The following is a 15,773-nucleotide window of genomic DNA, read 5'->3' on the forward strand; positions in this document are numbered from 1 at the left end:
CGGTTGGGGCGCGCCAGGAATCTCAGAGACCAGTGTCCGGAAGTCTTCTGGCATCAAACAGTGCACATAACTCTTGCCGCCTTTACCGCTTGAATATTTACCCTTGGCGGTGCCGGTCTTGACAACAACCTGTAGGCTGGATAGTTCTTGCTGGCTTCCTGGAGCGCCTTGTACTTGTCCGAATCGAAGCGGCTGGCGGCTTTCTCAAACTTCTTGGTCATCTCGATAGTCCGGGCCTTATTGTTGATGGTCGGGTTCGTCAAGGAGAGGCCATCCAGGATTGTGGCTCCAGAGGCACTCTCCTCCAGCCCCGACAGGCTTCTGCCAAAACCGCCGCTGGCGCTGGTGTTGAAGGGAACCAGCGTCTTTCCGTCCCAGTCATAGGACTCCAGGAAGGTGTAGACCGCCATGGGCGCGTCGCTCCACCAGTTGGGATAGCCCACAAAAATCGTGTCGTACTGGTCCCAGTTCTCCACTTGGCCTGCCAATTCCGGCCGGGCGTTGTCCGACTGTTCCTGCTGGGCGATGTCCAGAAGTTCGTTGTAATCATCTGTGTATGCAGTCGCCGGGGCGATCTCAAACAGGTCTCCGCCCATCTCCTGCTGGATGATCTGCGCCACCTGCTCCGTGTTGCCGGACCAGGAGAAGTAGGCGATCAGCACGGAACTGGAATCTCCTGCAGTGGGTGTTTCACTCTCGGCAGGTTCCTCCGACGGCTCCTCGGCCGGTTCTTCTGCGGGCGCTTCCGTGTCTGTGGGAGCAGGCGTTTCTTCTGTTGTGGAGCCGCTGACGGATGCCGACGGCTCCGAGGTGTTCTCTTGAGTTCCAGAATTGCCGCAGGCGGCCAGGGAGAGGGCCATTGCCAGGGCCAGAAGCAGAGAGAGCCATTTTTTCATGGGGATCAGTCCTCCTTTTTACTGTTCAAATTGGATGCCGTGGAGCCGATAGACTTCGGTGACGCTGGGCACATCCAGAATGAGGCTGTGTCCCAGATCCAAGGCCTGGATCTGCGCCATGTCCGCCGGAGAGAGCCGGAAGTCGTCCACCGCGAAGTTCTCCTGAATGCGCTGGGCGTGGACAGACTTGGGAATGGCCACGATCCCCTCCTGCCGCAGCCACCGCAGCACCACCTGGGCGGGTGTCTTGCCGTACTGCGCCCCGATGGCGGAAAGGACTGGATGCTGGAAAATATCGTTCATGCCCTCCGCAAAGGGCGCCCAGGCCATGGGCCGGATCTGATACTGCTCCATGATTCTCCGCAGTTTCCGCTGCTGGCAGAAGGGGTGCAGTTCAATCTGGTTCACCGCCGGAACCACCTCATGGCTGAGGATTAGATCGCAGAGCCGGTCGGGCAGGAAGTTGCACACCCCGATGGTCTTGACCTTTCCGGCCCGGAGCAGCTCCTCCATGGCCCGCCAGCTTCCGTGGTAGTCCCCATAGGGCATGTGGATCAGGTAAAGATCCAGATAGTCCGTTCCCAGGTTCTTCAGGGTTTTCTCAAAGGAGCGCATGGTCTTGTCGTACCCTGCATCCTGAATCCAGACCTTGGAGGTAAGGAACAGCTCCTCCCGGGCGATCCCGCTCTCCCGGACGGCCTCGCCAACCGCCCGCTCGTTGCCGTAGCAGGCCGCCGTGTCGATGAGCCGGTATCCGGTCTGTAAAGCGGTCCGGACGCTCTCCTTACAGACGGATTGGTCGGTCACCTGAAAAACGCCCAGCCCCTGCTGGGGCATTGTGATCCCATGATTGAGCTGAATGGTATCCACACTGATCACTCCTTTTGTCCATCGGTCTTTTTTCTTAACTCATGCCGCAGGTAATCAAGCCGCTCCAACTGACGCTCCCGAAAGTGGATCTCATCCAAGGTGGCGCTCCGCTTCTGGTTCAGTATGCGCAGACGCGCCGTGTCGGAGTTCTCCTGCTCCAGCAGCAGCCGCATATAGATCTCCACTTCTTCCGTGGAAAAACCGATATCATGGAGTGTCATGATGATACTCAGATGCTCCAGGTCCGTGTCATCATACTGCCAGGCGCCCATCACTTTCTTTACCGCGCCGCACAGGCCCCAGCTTTCGTACTCTTTCAGAATTTTGATGGGGATCATATAGCGTTCGCTTGCCTCTTGTATCGTCATGCTGTCACTTCCAAGTATAAAAATGAACTGATATGCTTCGGAATGCCCATGCCGGATCATTCTTCCGGCACTCTTATGAAATAGATTTGATGCCTATCAAGCCGGTTGGGTGATGTCAGTGCCAAAGTATTTCTCGGACAGCTCGGCCAAAGCGCCAGCCTCCCGCATATCGGCCAGAGCCTGATTGACCGCCTCCCGCAGCGAGGCCGTCTCCTCGCCCTTGCGGAAGGGGATGGCCACCTGGGTGGCCTCGGGGTTCAGGCAGGCAATCTTGATGTTGGCGTCCGGATGGGCCTCCATGTAGTCGTAGTAGGTCACCTCGGCGTTCAACGTGGCGTCGATGCGGCCGGAGAGCAGCAGTTCAAAGGTCTGGTTCAGGTCGTCCACGCCGGTGACCTCCGCGCCATACCCCTCGGCTACCTCGGCGTAGGTGCTGGAGATGGTGTTGGCGGTGCGCTTGCCCTCCAGATCTTCCATAGAGGCGATGTCGGTGTTGTCCCCGCTGACGATGACCGCGGTGCGGTTGTAGGCGTAGGGATCGGAGAAGTCGTAGGCGTCGGAGCGCTCCTCGGTGATGTCCACGCCGTTGATCATGATATCATAGCGCCCGGCGTCCAGGCCAGCCAACAGGCCGTCCCACTCGCCCTCCACAAAAGTGGCCTCCACGCCCAGTGCCTGGGCGATTTGCTGGCCCACCTCCACATCAAAGCCCACCAGAGTGCCGCTCTCGTCGTGATAGGTCCAGGGTGCCCAGGTGCCCTCCATGGCGATGACGATCTCGCCACGCTCCTGGATCTGGGCGAGCAGGTCACCCGACCCGGTGGAGGAATTCTCCTGGGAGGACTGTCCGCTACCTTGGGAGGAACAGCCGGTGAGCCCCACCGATCCCAACACGGCCGCAGCCATAAAAAGCGCAGTCACTTTTCTGAACTTCATGTCGTTTCACTCCTTTTTTGTGATTGATTCAGCAGGCCAGGTCAATCTGGCCGCTGAGGGTCTGCAGGAAGGAACGGGTACGTCCCTCCCGGGGGCTGTGGAAGAAGGAGTAGGAATCGCCGGACTCCACCACAACGCCGTGTTCCATAAAAACTACTTGATTGGATACGTTCTGAGCAAAGCCCATTTCGTGGGTGACCACAAGCATGGTCATGCCCTCCTCCGCCAGCGTCCGCATGACGGCCAGCACCTCGCTGGTGAGCTCCGGGTCCAGGGCGGAGGTGGGCTCGTCGAAGTATATGATCTCCGGCTCCGTGGCGATGGCCCGGGCGATGGCCACCCGCTGCTGCTGCCCGCCGGAGAGCTGGCTGGGGTAGTAGTCCTCCCGGTCGGACAGGCCAACCTTCTCCAGCGCCTGCCTGCCAATCTGGATGGCCTCCGCCTTGGGCATCTTCCGCCCGATGATCAGCCCCTCCGTCACATTTTCCAGGGCGGTCTTGTTGCGGAACAGGTTGTAGTTCTGAAAGACGAAGGCCGTCTTCTTCCGCAGGCGGGCCGCATCCTTTTTGGAGACATGGCCCAGGGAAACGTGTTCCCCGTCAAAGTCTATTTCGCCGCCGTCAGCGTTCTCCAGAAAATTCAGGCACCGCAGAAGGGTGGTCTTGCCGGAACCGCTGGGCCCCAGGATGGCGACTACATCGCCCTTGTTCACCTGTAAATCGACCTGCTTCAATACCGCCAGGTCCCCAAAAGACTTGCGGATCTGCTTGACTTCCAGCATCATACCAGCCCCTCCTCACTCATAGGCACTCAGTTTCTTCTCACCCATGCTCTGCAGCTTTGTCAGCACGGTGCAGAACATCAGGTAAATGAATCCTACCTCCAGATAAAGAGGCAGGTACTGCCAGGTCCGGGCGGCGATCCGGGTAGTGGCCATAAACATCTCCGTCACCGTGATGTTGGAGGCCAGAGAGGTGTCCTTCACCATGGCAATCAGGGAGTTGGACAGGGACGGAAACGCGGTGCGCAGGGCCTGGGGCAGCACGATGCGCCGGATGGACTGCCCCCAGGAGAGGCCCGCGCACTCCGCCGCCTCCAACTGCCCGGCGGGTACCGACTCCAGTGCCGCCCGAACAGTTTCCGCGCAGTAGGCTCCCTCATTGATGGAGAATACAATGACGGCCGCAGGAAATGCTTCGATTAGAACGCCCATGTGGGGCAGTCCGTAAAACACCACAAACAGCTGCACCAGAAGGGGTGTGCCACGGATGACCCAGATATAGAACCGGCACAGTTCCTTCAAAACCGGGATTTTGGCGAACTGCACCATGGCCACCGCTATGGCGATCACCAAGGCCAGAGAGAAGGAAATGACCGTTAAGGGAATCGTCATGGTCAGCCCGGGCAGCAGGATCTGCCAAAAGGAGTCCGCCAACAGGCTCCACAGCTCATTCATGGTTTGCTGCCTCGCTTTCTTTTGCTCCAAATGATACTGCTCTCATAAAAAAGCAGGCGTCCCTTTGGGACGCCTACATTCTAAAGCGGACGATAATAAATGTAAAATACCTATGTCGCATTCCGATCAATGCTCAATCAGCATTTTTAATTCGATTCAGAAAGGCCGTGGCCGCCCGGGAAAATGTCTGATCCTTCTTCCCCACCAAGACCGTTCCGGTTTCCAATGGGGGGGCCATGGGACAAAGCGCAGCTCGTCTGCCAGGTTGCCGATAAAGAAGCCCAATGCCGCGCCCATGTGATTTCGCACCATGTTTGCCGTATTGAGAATTAAGTTGGATATTCACCGGCTCCGCCAACAGGCCGAGATCCAACAGGCCCTTTTCCAGGCGATCCTTGATGTCATCCGCTGTTGCGCTGTAAATGCTGAACCGAACCAGGGAATGCTCCCGCCGGAAGGCGGTCATTGTTTGGGACAGGGCCGTCATGCTGTTGGACTCGCCGGCTCCGATAGAAATCTCGCCGGAGAGCTCCTCCAGCTGCATCAGCTGACGGGACAGGGTGGGCTGCGTCACATGGAGGAGCGACGCAGCTTTGGTGATATTTTCTTCCCGGGCAACGACCAGGAAATATTTCAATACCCGCAGTTCCATCTTTTTCCTCTGTATCTAAAGTGTCATGTTATATCGTTCTTTTCAATCTAAAAATGCTTATTTCCTATTTTTTATAATAGAAAATAAGCATTCTACATTTGAAACCATTTGTGCTATGCTGAATACAAACGGAGGAGGCTTGCAAAATCATGAAAACAACCATTTTAGGGAAGAAGAGTCCTCTCACTGTGCGTTCGGTAGGGCTTGGATGCATGGGAATGGTTTCCGCCTATCCTCCGATCCCGGACAAGCAGGACATGGTCCGCTTTGTCCGGGAAGCTGTGGGACAGGGGGCCGCTTTCTTTGACACAGCAGAGGTCTATGGGCCGTATACCAGCGAGGAGATCCTGGGCGAGGCCCTGGAGGGCGTCCGGGATCAGGTGGTAATCGCCACAAAGTTCGGATTTGATATTCAGGGCGGAACGTCTGTTGGCTTGGACAGCCGGCCCGAAACCATTCGGAAAGCGGTCGAGGGATCCCTGAAACGCCTGCGGACGGATCACATTGATCTGCTCTACCAGCACCGTGCAGACCCCAAGGTGCCGGTGGAGGCGGTGGCGGAAACCGTGGCGCGGCTGATGGAGGAGGGCAAGGTCCTCCACTGGGGCATGAGCGAGGTGTCCATCCGTACCATCCGGAAGGCCCATGCCCTGGTGCCTCTCACCGCGATCCAAAACGAATACTCCATCTGGTATCGGGAGGCGGAGAAGGCGCTGCTCCCCACCCTGGAAGAGCTGGGCATCGGGCTGGTCTGCTTCTGCCCCCTGGGGCGGGGCTATCTGACGGGAACACTGAACAAGGACCGCCAGTTTGACGCGGCGGATGTCCGCGCCAGAATGCCCCGCTTTCAGAGTGCCCAGGCACTGGACGCCAATCAGGAGATCGTGGCATTTGTAAAGCGCCACGCCGCAGAAAAGGGCTGCACCCCAGCACAGTTCGCCCTGGCGTGGCTCATGGCCCAGAGGGGCTGGATCGTTCCCATTCCGGGAACCACCAAGCTGCAGCGGCTTCAGGAAAATCTGGCCGCTGACCAGGTGACCTTTACCGCCGGGGAGATGCGGAGGCTCAACGGAGAACTGGATCAGATCGTCGTGACAGGCGACCGATACAATGCCCAGCAGAACAGATTGACCGAGCAATAAGACAGCGGGCAAAAAGAATGGAGGATACGGATGAAATACACGCAGTTGGGCAGTTCAGGCTTGAAGGTGTCCCGCATCTGCATGGGGTGCATGGGCTTTGGGGACGCCTCCAACGGCCAGCACAGCTGGACCATTGACGAGGCGCACTCCCGGGAGATCATCCAGCGCGGTCTGGAGCTGGGCGTCAACTTCTTCGACACCGCCATCGGCTATCAGAGCGGCACCAGCGAACAGTACCTGGGCCGGGCCCTGCGGGATTTTGCCAGGCGGGATGAGGTGGTGGTGGCCACCAAGTTTCTCCCCCGCACCAACGAGGAGATCGAGGCAGGTGTTTCCGGACAGGAGCACATCCGCCGTCTGTTGGAGAAAAGCCTGCAAAACCTGGGCATGGACCATGTGGACCTGTATATCTACCACATGTGGGACTATCAGACGCCTCTCTATGACATTCTGGACGGTCTCAACCAGATGGTAAAAGAGGGCAAAACCCGGTATATCGGCATCTCCAACTGCTTTGCATGGCAGCTGTGCAAGGCCAACGCTCTGGCCGAAAAGGAGGGCTTCGCCAAATTCGTCTCCGTGCAAAGCCACTACAACCTGATCTTCCGGGAGGAGGAGCGGGAGATGGCGCCCTTCTGCCGGGAGGAGAACATCGCCATGACACCGTACAGCTCTCTGGCCGGCGGCCGCCTCTCCAAGCACCCCGGAGAGACCTCCAGGCGGCTCCAGGAGGACAGCTATGCCCAAATGAAGTATGGCGGCATGGTGGCTCAGGATGCGCCCATCATCCAGCGTGTGGCAGAATTGGCTGAACGGCATGGCGTCTCCATGACGGAGGTCTCCCTGGCCTGGCTGCTGACCAAGGTGACGGCTCCGGTGGTGGGGGCCACCAAGCTCCACCACATCGAAGGGGCGGCGAAAGCGGTGGATCTGGAGCTGACCGACGAGGAGTGCGCCTATCTGGAGGGACCCTATGTCCCCCATCCCCTGGTGGGCGTCATGGCCCAGAACACGCCGGCCGCGGCGAAAGAGAGTCACGTCTGGTCCACCGGAAATCAGAAAATTTGAATGCCTGAAAATCCGCCGAGGAATGGCCCCGGCGGATTTTTTTGCTCTAATTCCCCGACAAGTCGTGTGTCAGCCACTGCGCCTGTAACAAGCGCACCAAAAACAGTACTCCACGGGTGCACAGCTCCAGGCGCATGGCCAGCCAAACGCCTACCGGCCCCAGATGGGAGGACTTGGCGGAGCTTAGCACATTGCCGCTTCATTCTTTTGCCGCTCCCTGTGTTTTGCCCTTAATTTTTCTCCACGAGCGTCCGTGAGACTATAAAACGCGTCAGCATTCCTCGGAATGTGGTGAAATCTCTAAGGGGTAATTCTAATGTATCTTTAAGCTACTTGTGGTATTTTAATTTGGGTGATTAGAATGAAGCTTCTATTTGCAGAGGACGAGGTCAGCCTGTCAGAGGCAGTGGTGGATATTTTAACCTATCACAATTACCAGGTGGACGCGGTGTACGACGGTGCGGATGCCCTGGCTTATGCCCGGGCAGAATCCTATGACGGGATGATCTTCGATGTTATGATGCCGAAGCTGGATGGCTTTGAGGTTCTGAAGCTGCTGCGCGGTGAGGGCTGCCGGACACCCATCCTGCTTCTGACGGCAAAAGCCGAGGTGGAGGCGCGCATTCAGGGGTTGAACCTGGGCGCAGACGACTATCTGCCCAAACCCTTTGATATGGGGGAGCTGTTGGCCCGGGTCCGGGCAATGCTCCGGCGGAGGGAACAGTATCAGCCGGATGTGCTGACCTATGGCGGTCTCTCTCTGAATTCCCACAGCTGTGAACTGTGCGGAAACGGACGGTCCGTCCGGCTCTCCAGGCTGGAGTACCGGCTGATGGAGGTCCTGATGTTCAATTGTATGCACAGATGAAAAATGGTATAATCTGTTGCAAGAATAAAGCATCAAGAAACTTTAAAGCGGAAGTGACGTTCATGAAAGAAAAGAAGCCAGTTTACAATGGATACGAAGAACGATATGCTACAGGTGAAGAACTATCCAAGCTATTTGAAGGCCAGTATATGACAACTGGGAGACATCACTCAGTTGTACTTGGACTATCGATTCCAGACTATCTTTGGTTTTTGGGCGTTGATGATCAGAGAATTTACAGGATATTTATAAATCAATTCTTTTGTAGACTGATGAAAGGTGATACCGATGGGTTAATATCGTTCTTTGGACACACGGTTCTTAGCGATGTAAGGTTATCTGTCAAGCCCGAAGATATACAACTACATAAGTTTTGTCCTATTTGTGGTGCCCCGATGAAATTTAAGCAAGGGAAGTATGGGGAGTTTTTAGGGTGCTCTAGTTATCCAGCATGTAAACATACTGCTAAAATACCTATCATTGGAAATGTTGAAAGTAACATGGGGCAGATTATCGAGTATTGGAAAAGCCATACTAAGGGAGGGAAATAAAGTGAGAAGCAGATTTTGTTTGGGAGCACTTTTAATCATTCTACTTGCCATATTAGTTGGGTGTACTACATCTACCACAAATCCTGGGTCTGGTAATAACGATACAGAATCTTCTGAAACTCCAGCTGAACCGTTGAGCGATAGTGAAATCAAACGAATGTACTCGAATCCATCAGATTATATTGGATCAACTGTTGAGCTTGTGGGCGTCATTTTTGGTGGCGTTGATTATGATGGCGACGGTATATACTTCCAAATGTGGGCAGACCCTGAAAATATCGACTATAATACTGTTGTAGCTTATTTTGCCCCTGAATTAACACTTGAAGATGGACAATATATTCGTATATCTGGAACTGTTATTGATGTGTTTGAAGGCGAAAATATGATAGGAGGACAAATTGTTGCACCTGCCATACAAGCAGATACACTCGAAGTAATATCATACAAAGATGCTGTAAGACCAACAGTTGCTACCGCTACAGCAATCAACAATACTGTCGAGCAGTATGGATATTCTGTAACTGTTCAGAGTGTAGAACTTGCCGAAAAAGAAACACGGGCTTATATAACTGTAACAAACAATGGAAGTAGCGAATTCAGTTTATATGGCTTTAATATGGTTTTGATACAGGATGGTACGCAGTATGAGTATACGCCTAATTACATGGCTGACTATCCAGAATTGCAATCAAGTATACGAACAGGAATAACAACAGAAGGTGTCGTGGTATTTCCTGCCATCCAACAGGAACCATTCCAGATAATTATGGAAGCAAGTACATATGACTGGAACCAGCCCCTTCAAGAGTACGTCTTCGATTTTAATATAGCTGAATAAACAAGAGGCAGGAGCCATAGCGGTTCCTGCCTCTTGTTATGTCCCCTAATGAATAAATCTACATTAGGTTAAGCTAATTCTACTCCGGGAACACAAAAGGGAATTGGGAGTTGGGAAAAGCGGAACGGAGTAGATCCCAGGGAAAAGTTTCGCCTCCGGTATTATGATGGGGACCTGTCCGTGATCCGGCTGGAAAAAAAGAGCCGGCGCAATGGACTGGGCAGCAAGGTGAGCGCGCCGCTGAGTCCGCAGGAGGCACAGAGCATTGTGGATGGGGCCCGCGGTTGGATGGCCGGATGCGGAAGGCCGCTGGTGGAGGAGCTGTACCACAAAATGGCGGTTCAGGGGCTCCGGCCTAAAACCATTGTGGACTATACCAGGGAGGCCTTTGTATACGCCCCTGGAAATGTCCGGGTGACGCTGGACCACCACCTGCGGACCGGGCTGCAGTGTGTGGACTTTCTGAACCCGGACTGCGTGACCGTTCCCGCCGGGGACGCTCCCGCGGTGCTGGAAGTAAAATGGGACGCGTTCCTCCCCGATTTGATCCGGGACGCAGTCCAGCTGGCGGGGAGAAGAACCGCCCCCTTCTCCAAATATGCGGCCTGCCGACTCTACGGATGACACGGCAGATTCAGAAAGGATGGTCATTTCATGACTTTTAGCGATATTTTCACCTCCAGCTTCCTGGACAACATTTCCAGCGTGACGCTGCTGGACATGGGGATGGCGCTGCTGCTGGCCTTCGGCCTGGGGCTGTTTATCTTTCTGGTCTATCAAAAGACCTTTTCCGGCGTCATGTACTCCTCCAGCTTCGGGGTGGCCCTGATCGCCATTGCCATGATCACCACTGTGGTGATTCTGGCGGTGACCAGTAATGTGGTGCTCTCCCTCGGCATGGTGGGCGCCCTGTCCATCGTCCGTTTCCGGACGGCGATCAAGGAGCCGCTGGACATCGTGTTCCTCTTCTGGTCCATCGCGGTGGGAATCGTCTTGGCCGCCGGCATGATCCCCCTGGCTGTGATCGGCAGCGTGTTCATCGGCCTGATGCTGTTGGTCTTTGTCAACCGGAAGTCCCATTGGAATCCGTACATTGTGATCCTGCGGTGCAGCAGCGCCGAGGGCGAGCGGACGGCCCGGACCTTCCTGGAACATCAAGTGCGGCGCTGTGTGGTGAAAAGCAAGACGGTCCGCCTGGGCGAAGTGGAGCTGACCATGGAGGTCCGGCTGCTGGATGAGGATACCGAGTTCATCAATCAGCTCTCCCAGATGGACGGGGTGGACAGCGCGGTTCTGGTCAGCTACAACGGCGACTATATGGGATGAGGAGGGCGGTCCTGTGTCAACAAGCAAGCATATTGACGTGATCTGCCTGGTGGGAGCCTGCCTGACCCTGCTCCTGACCATGGCCTTTGTGTGCGGAGAAACTCTGGGACTTCAGGCGGCAAGTGTGGAAATGGGGTATGAGTCCCGGCTGTTTGACACCTCCCAGGTCCACACCATACCATTGACATTCTCATGGAGGACTGGGACGGATTTTTAGAGACCTGCCAGGATAAGGAGTACGCTCAGTGCTCTCTGGTCATTGACGGCGAGACCTGCGGCAGCGCGGCGATCCGGGCGAAGGGGAACAACTCCCTCTCCTCTGTTTCCGCCTACGGCAATGATCGGTACAGCTTCAAAGTGGAATTTGACCACTACGACAGCTCCAAGACCTATTATGGCCTGGATAAGCTGAACCTCAACAATTTGATTCAGGACAACACCATGATGAAGGACTACCTGGTGTACCGGCTGATGGGGGACTTCGGTGTGGCCGCGCCCCTGTGCAGCTATGTCTATCTGACGGTCAACGGAGAGGACTGGGGGCTGTATCTGGCGGTAGAGGGGGTGGAAGAGGCCTTCCTGCGGCGCAATTACGGCAGCAGCTACGGGGAACTCTACAAGCCGGACAGCATGAATGGAGGCGGAGGAGGCCGGGCAAGCAATGACGATGTCAAGCTTCAGTATGTTGACAATGACCCGGACAGCTATTCCAACATTTTCAACAACGCCAAGACCGACGTAAGCCAGGCGGATCAGGAGCGGCTCATCGCCTCCCTCAAACAGCTCAGTCAGGGGGCGGATCTGGAGGAGATCCTGGATACAGACGCCGTGCTGCGCTACTTTGTGGTCCACAACTTCGTGTGCAATTTTGACAGCTACACCGGCTCCATGGTCCACAACTACTACCTCTATGAGGAGGACGGCGTGCTGTCTATGATCCCCTGGGACTACAATCTGGCGTTCGGCAGCTTTCAGGAACAGATGAGCGCCACCGAGCTGGTGAACTTCCCCATTGACACGCCGGTATCCAGCGGTGATCTGGAGTCCCGTCCCATGGTGGCATGGATCTTCCAGGATGAGAGCTATACCCGCCTGTATCATCAATATTTCAGCCAGTTTCTCACCGATTTCGTTGACAGCGGGGTGCTGGAGGAGAGGATCGACGCCACGGCCGCGCTGCTCGACCCCTATGTGCAGCTGGACCCCACAAAATTCTGCACCTATGGAGAGTTCCAAACGGCGGCGGACACGCTGAAGGAATTCTGCAGCCTCCGGGCCCAGAGCGTCTCCGGACAACTGGCGGGTACCATCCCCGCCACCAGCGACGGGCAGGCCGCGGATTCTTCCGCTCTGATCGACGCCGCCGGGCTGGAGTTGTCCGACCTGGGAGCTTTCGGCGGCGGTGCGCCTGAAAATTCCGGTCAGGGCGGAGATGTTGTCCGTGGGGACCAGGAAGGACCACAGGGGCGCAGAGAACGGGGAGGCGAAACAGGTTCTGCCCCTGGAAACCTGACCACTTCCGCATCGATATCTGTCCGAGGTGTGATAACTACCTCCCTTCTGGCAGAAAACAATGTACCTGTACAGAACGTGCCGGGAACCGGGGCACAGACAGCCATGGAACCCCCGGCGGAAGCGCAGGACGCCACGTCTGCGGATCTGCCGGATCAGGCACAGGAGGAAACAGCCCCGGCTCCGGAATCCGAGGAAACAGTGCCGGAAGAGGCCCCAGCTTCCGAGTCGGAAAACGAGGGCAATGACTTCACACAGGAGGGCGGCACCCCAACGTCGGAAGACAGTACCCAAACACTGCAAACTGAGGAACCCATGCAGGAGGGCAGCAACGTCACGGACGGGGCACAGGGACAGATGACCGATTCATTTGGCAACCGGAACCAGGCTGGGCAGGGTCAGCCGGCGGAGGCCCAAGGAACGCAGCCGGGAAGTAATCCGGAAGAAGATTCCGCCGTTCAGGCGGAACGGGAAACCGCAATTCTTTTAGCGGCATCCCTAGTCTGCCTGCTGATCGGGCTGACCGCGGTATTTTTGTACCCGCGGAAACACTGATCATTTCCTGTTAATTCAAAATGGCTATAAGGAGATTCTATCATGAGGACGAAATTAACAGCAGTCTTGACCGCTCTTTCTCTTTTGATCACGCCCCTCTCTCCCGCGATCACCATTGCCTCCGCCGCAGAGGAGGCGATGGTGATCAGTACGGACGGGCTGGAGCTGATCAAAGAATTGGAGGGCTTTTCTTCCGAAGCATACCAGAGCGGCGGACAGTGGTACATAGGCTACGGAACCGGATGTGAAGAGGCGGATTATCCGGATGGTATTACCCAGGATGAAGCGGAGGAACTCCTGCTTGAGGCACTGGACGACATGGGAAATACGTTGTCCGCGTGGCTGGAGGAGTACGAAGTCACACCAACCCAGGCACAGTTTGACGCCCTGCTGAGTTTTACCTACAACCTGGGCGAGGGATGGATGACGGAGGATTGCAGCCTTGTGGATCTGCTGACAGGAAGTTCAGACAGCTGGACGGACATCGATCTGGTCAATGCGTTGGGCGTATGGTGCCATGCGGATGGGGCAGTGAATTCCGTCCTTGTGCAGCGCCGGCTCCGGGAGGCCTGTCTGTTTCTCTATGAAGACTATACCGGGGAATCCACCGAAGCCTTTGTTTCCGTGACGCTGGATGCCGGCGACGGCACAGTGGAACAGGATATCGTCTTTTATGAGCGGGGGGCAACCCTTGGAGTTCTTCCAAGCGCGGAACGCGCCGGGTATGAGCTGACCGGCTGGCAGACAGAGGATGGCCGGCTTTGGGCGGAGGACGATATTGTTCAGGAGGATTTGGCGGTATCCGCGCTCTGGGAGGCCGCTGAGACCGCAGTTCCCCTGTTTTCCGATGTCTCTGAAGAAGACTGGTTCTATTCCTATGTGCAGGAACTGGGTCAGGCAGGTGTGGTGGCCGGATATCCGGATGGCACCTTTGGGCCCTATGATCCTGTGACACTGGGTACAGCCCTTGCGCTGATCCTCTGCAGCGCAGGCTATGAAGATCAGGAGATGACCGGCAGTCACTGGGCCAGCGGTTACCTGGAGCTGGCACTTTCCCTGGGAATTCTGGAGGGCATTGGGGAGGAGACCCTGGACGACTCCGCCAGCCGTCTGCTGATTGCGCAGATGGCCGCCAAAACATGGAACCTCTCTGCGTCCCAGGCGTCCTCTCCCTTCTCCGATACGACAGATGGATTTGTGACATCACTCTATGAGGCCGGGATTGTACAGGGAAGTTATGGCGCGGATGGTTCTCTGATCTATCAGCCGGACAGCGCCATCAGCCGTGCGGAGATAACCGTCATTCTTTCACGCATGCTGGAGTGGCAGGAAGCCGCCAATTTGGATGAGACCGAGGCAGAACAGACAGAGCAGGAAGAGCCGGAGCAGATTGCCTATGGCTCCTATCTGGTGGATGTTCTGGAGGATGTGCCGGTCAATTCCTATGATGCGGATGCCTTTTATCAAGAGGACGGGCGGATCTACTATGAGTCCGATACCGTGGAGACCCGCACCGGCATTGATGTTTCCGTCTATCAGGGAGACATCGACTGGGCGGCTGTAAAAAACGATAGGATCGATTTTGCGATCATCCGGCTGGGATTCCGGGGCTATGGAGAAAGCGGGTCGATGAATCTGGACCGCAATTTTACCGCTAATCTGGAAGGAGCTATCGCTGCAGGCCTGGACGTGGGGTCTACTTTTTCTCCCAGGCTATTACAGTGGAAGAGGCGGCTGAGGAGGCGGAATTTGTCCTCGAATATTTGGATGGATATGATCTGACCTACCCCGTGGTCTTTGATTGGGAGGTGATCGGGACAGAATCGGCCCGTACTTACGGCCTAGATACGGAAACGCTCTGCGCCTGTGCGAATACATTCTGCTCCATGGTGGAGGAGGCCGGATATGAGGCCATGATCTACCTTACCAGTTATGCCGGGTATATCAAATATGACTTGAGCCAGGTAATGGAATATGACTTCTGGCTTGCGCAATACAGCGATACACCGGATTTCTATTATGATTTTCAAATGTGGCAGTATTCTTCCACTGGGAGTGTGGATGGAATTTCCGGCGATGTGGATCTGAACCTTCAGTTGATTCAAAAGGAATGAGGAAACACTATAATCAGCTGCACCTATAAAGTGAAAGCAGACACCCTCAAAAATGTGGGTGTCTGCTTTTTATGGTATGTTCATTTCCCTGGTCCGCAAATACACCCGCGCCCGCAAGCTGACGCCCCGGATGATGAACGAGCTCATCGAGAAGGGCGGAGTGTTCAACGCTGAGAAGGTAGACGGGGTATGGGAGCAGCGGCTCCGTATCCACTATAACTGCGTAGGGGGCATTGAGATCCCGGAGCTGATCCCGCTGCCCGCCCCGGAGGTGTCCGTAAACACAAGAAAAGGCGTAGTCGTCAACTACGCCCCATCCACCATCGCCGGATGAAATCGGCGAAAAAAGCGAGTGTTCTTACAGCTTTTCAAATGCTGTAAGAACACTCGTCATGGTGCGGATGACGGGACTCGAACCCGTACGGCCATGGGCCACTAGCACCTCAAGCTAGCCAGTCTACCAGTTCCAGCACATCCGCAGATTGCCTCAAAGGTTACTTAACTATTATAGCTGTGCAGAGTGAATTTGTCAACTGAAATATTCCAACATATAGAGAAAAATATTGTAGGACTACAATACATATTGGACAGAAGAATAAAAAAGGATGAAGGATAAGG

General features: G+C 55.6%; 19 protein-coding genes and 1 tRNA gene. 12 read left to right on the top strand and 8 right to left on the bottom strand.

All coding sequences use genetic code 11. The annotated features are described in order from the left end of the window. Positions 1-53 precede the first annotated feature (53 nt). The 7 genes from QZ378_RS04215 to QZ378_RS04245 all read right to left on the bottom strand — a co-directional run bounded on the left by QZ378_RS04215 (position 54) and on the right by QZ378_RS04245 (position 5,178). Complete coding sequence (locus QZ378_RS04215; protein ID WP_291257412.1) at positions 54-896, bottom strand: flavodoxin; 843 nt, start codon at positions 894-896, stop codon at positions 54-56. 18 nt (positions 897-914) lie between these two features. Further along, the gene (locus tag QZ378_RS04220) at positions 915-1,766 is read right to left on the bottom strand and encodes an aldo/keto reductase (protein ID WP_291257413.1); all 852 of its coding nucleotides are present in this window, start codon (positions 1,764-1,766) and stop codon (positions 915-917) included. 5 nt (positions 1,767-1,771) lie between these two features. Then, positions 1,772-2,134, bottom strand: coding sequence for a MerR family transcriptional regulator (locus QZ378_RS04225; RefSeq protein WP_291257414.1), 363 nt, complete (start codon positions 2,132-2,134; stop codon positions 1,772-1,774). A gap of 96 nt (positions 2,135-2,230) precedes the next feature. Then, positions 2,231-3,070: a transporter substrate-binding domain-containing protein gene (locus tag QZ378_RS04230; RefSeq protein ID WP_291257415.1), complete on the bottom strand. Its 840-nt coding sequence runs from the start codon at positions 3,068-3,070 to the stop codon at positions 2,231-2,233. Between the two features lie 28 nt (positions 3,071-3,098). Continuing rightward, positions 3,099-3,851, bottom strand: a complete 753-nt coding sequence (locus QZ378_RS04235; protein WP_291257428.1) for an amino acid ABC transporter ATP-binding protein — start codon at positions 3,849-3,851, stop codon at positions 3,099-3,101. A gap of 15 nt (positions 3,852-3,866) precedes the next feature. After that, complete coding sequence (locus tag QZ378_RS04240) at positions 3,867-4,526, bottom strand: amino acid ABC transporter permease (protein ID WP_291257416.1); 660 nt, start codon at positions 4,524-4,526, stop codon at positions 3,867-3,869. Between the two features lie 133 nt (positions 4,527-4,659). Further along, on the bottom strand, positions 4,660-5,178 hold the full coding sequence (locus QZ378_RS04245) for a LysR family transcriptional regulator (RefSeq protein WP_191379552.1): 519 nt from the start codon (positions 5,176-5,178) through the stop codon (positions 4,660-4,662). Positions 5,179-5,327: 149 nt separating this feature from the next. Here QZ378_RS04245 and QZ378_RS04250 point away from each other — a divergent pair, with 149 nt between their 5' ends. The 12 genes from QZ378_RS04250 to QZ378_RS04305 all read left to right on the top strand — a co-directional run bounded on the left by QZ378_RS04250 (position 5,328) and on the right by QZ378_RS04305 (position 15,489). Then, positions 5,328-6,320, top strand: a complete 993-nt coding sequence (locus QZ378_RS04250; protein ID WP_291257417.1) for an aldo/keto reductase — start codon at positions 5,328-5,330, stop codon at positions 6,318-6,320. A gap of 30 nt (positions 6,321-6,350) precedes the next feature. Next, a complete protein-coding gene (locus QZ378_RS04255; protein WP_291257418.1) occupies positions 6,351-7,388 on the top strand; it encodes an aldo/keto reductase in 1,038 nt (345 codons plus the stop codon). A 361-nt stretch (positions 7,389-7,749) separates the two neighbouring features. Beyond that, positions 7,750-8,256, top strand: coding sequence for a response regulator (locus QZ378_RS04260; protein ID WP_291257419.1), 507 nt, complete (start codon positions 7,750-7,752; stop codon positions 8,254-8,256). A 62-nt stretch (positions 8,257-8,318) separates the two neighbouring features. Next, a complete protein-coding gene (locus tag QZ378_RS04265) occupies positions 8,319-8,807 on the top strand; it encodes a topoisomerase DNA-binding C4 zinc finger domain-containing protein (RefSeq protein ID WP_291257420.1) in 489 nt (162 codons plus the stop codon). A gap of 1 nt (position 8,808) precedes the next feature. Continuing rightward, the gene (locus QZ378_RS04270; RefSeq protein ID WP_291257421.1) at positions 8,809-9,648 is read left to right on the top strand and encodes a hypothetical protein; all 840 of its coding nucleotides are present in this window, start codon (positions 8,809-8,811) and stop codon (positions 9,646-9,648) included. Positions 9,649-9,750: 102 nt separating this feature from the next. Then, positions 9,751-10,272, top strand: coding sequence for a polyphosphate polymerase domain-containing protein (locus QZ378_RS04275; RefSeq protein ID WP_291257429.1), 522 nt, complete (start codon positions 9,751-9,753; stop codon positions 10,270-10,272). Positions 10,273-10,302: 30 nt separating this feature from the next. After that, positions 10,303-10,974, top strand: a complete 672-nt coding sequence (locus QZ378_RS04280; protein WP_191379546.1) for a DUF4956 domain-containing protein — start codon at positions 10,303-10,305, stop codon at positions 10,972-10,974. A gap of 13 nt (positions 10,975-10,987) precedes the next feature. Beyond that, positions 10,988-11,191 carry a hypothetical protein gene (locus tag QZ378_RS04285; protein WP_291257422.1) on the top strand — a complete coding sequence of 68 codons (204 nt, stop codon included), beginning with the start codon at positions 10,988-10,990 and terminating at the stop codon, positions 11,189-11,191. Continuing rightward, the gene (locus QZ378_RS04290; protein WP_291257423.1) at positions 11,167-13,041 is read left to right on the top strand and encodes a CotH kinase family protein; all 1,875 of its coding nucleotides are present in this window, start codon (positions 11,167-11,169) and stop codon (positions 13,039-13,041) included. The genes QZ378_RS04285 and QZ378_RS04290 overlap by 25 nt, the downstream gene beginning before the upstream one ends. Positions 13,042-13,083: 42 nt before the next feature. Next, the gene (locus QZ378_RS04295) at positions 13,084-14,823 is read left to right on the top strand and encodes an S-layer homology domain-containing protein (protein ID WP_291257424.1); all 1,740 of its coding nucleotides are present in this window, start codon (positions 13,084-13,086) and stop codon (positions 14,821-14,823) included. Beyond that, a complete protein-coding gene (locus QZ378_RS04300; protein WP_291257425.1) occupies positions 14,763-15,155 on the top strand; it encodes a GH25 family lysozyme in 393 nt (130 codons plus the stop codon). Before QZ378_RS04295 ends, QZ378_RS04300 begins: the two co-directional genes overlap by 61 nt. Before the next feature lie 76 nt (positions 15,156-15,231). Next, the gene (locus QZ378_RS04305; RefSeq protein ID WP_291257426.1) at positions 15,232-15,489 is read left to right on the top strand and encodes a DUF4368 domain-containing protein; all 258 of its coding nucleotides are present in this window, start codon (positions 15,232-15,234) and stop codon (positions 15,487-15,489) included. Between the two features lie 59 nt (positions 15,490-15,548). Here the strand turns inward: QZ378_RS04305 and QZ378_RS04310 are convergent. Beyond that, positions 15,549-15,634, bottom strand: a tRNA-Leu gene (locus tag QZ378_RS04310). Positions 15,635-15,773 lie beyond the last annotated feature (139 nt).

The sequence above is a fragment of the Flavonifractor sp. genome (assembly GCF_019422385.1).
Classification (GTDB): Bacteria; Bacillota; Clostridia; order Oscillospirales; family Oscillospiraceae; genus Flavonifractor; species Flavonifractor avistercoris.

Bases quoted from the DNA above. Each gene is read 5' to 3' on its own strand.
- QZ378_RS04215 (WP_291257412.1), bottom strand. From the start codon at position 896: ATGAAAAAATGGCTCTCTCTGCTTCTGGCCCTGGCAATGGCCCTCTCC.
- QZ378_RS04225 (WP_291257414.1), bottom strand. From the start codon at position 2,134: ATGACGATACAAGAGGCAAGCGAACGCTATATGATCCCCATCAAAATT.
- QZ378_RS04230 (WP_291257415.1), bottom strand. From the start codon at position 3,070: ATGAAGTTCAGAAAAGTGACTGCGCTTTTTATGGCTGCGGCCGTGTTG.
- QZ378_RS04235 (WP_291257428.1), bottom strand. From the start codon at position 3,851: ATGCTGGAAGTCAAGCAGATCCGCAAGTCTTTTGGGGACCTGGCGGTA.
- QZ378_RS04240 (WP_291257416.1), bottom strand. From the start codon at position 4,526: ATGAATGAGCTGTGGAGCCTGTTGGCGGACTCCTTTTGGCAGATCCTG.
- QZ378_RS04245 (WP_191379552.1), bottom strand. From the start codon at position 5,178: ATGGAACTGCGGGTATTGAAATATTTCCTGGTCGTTGCCCGGGAAGAA.
- QZ378_RS04250 (WP_291257417.1), top strand. From the start codon at position 5,328: ATGAAAACAACCATTTTAGGGAAGAAGAGTCCTCTCACTGTGCGTTCG.
- QZ378_RS04255 (WP_291257418.1), top strand. From the start codon at position 6,351: ATGAAATACACGCAGTTGGGCAGTTCAGGCTTGAAGGTGTCCCGCATC.
- QZ378_RS04260 (WP_291257419.1), top strand. From the start codon at position 7,750: ATGAAGCTTCTATTTGCAGAGGACGAGGTCAGCCTGTCAGAGGCAGTG.
- QZ378_RS04265 (WP_291257420.1), top strand. From the start codon at position 8,319: ATGAAAGAAAAGAAGCCAGTTTACAATGGATACGAAGAACGATATGCT.
- QZ378_RS04280 (WP_191379546.1), top strand. From the start codon at position 10,303: ATGACTTTTAGCGATATTTTCACCTCCAGCTTCCTGGACAACATTTCC.
- QZ378_RS04290 (WP_291257423.1), top strand. From the start codon at position 11,167: ATGGAGGACTGGGACGGATTTTTAGAGACCTGCCAGGATAAGGAGTAC.
- QZ378_RS04295 (WP_291257424.1), top strand. From the start codon at position 13,084: ATGAGGACGAAATTAACAGCAGTCTTGACCGCTCTTTCTCTTTTGATC.
- QZ378_RS04305 (WP_291257426.1), top strand. From the start codon at position 15,232: ATGTTCATTTCCCTGGTCCGCAAATACACCCGCGCCCGCAAGCTGACG.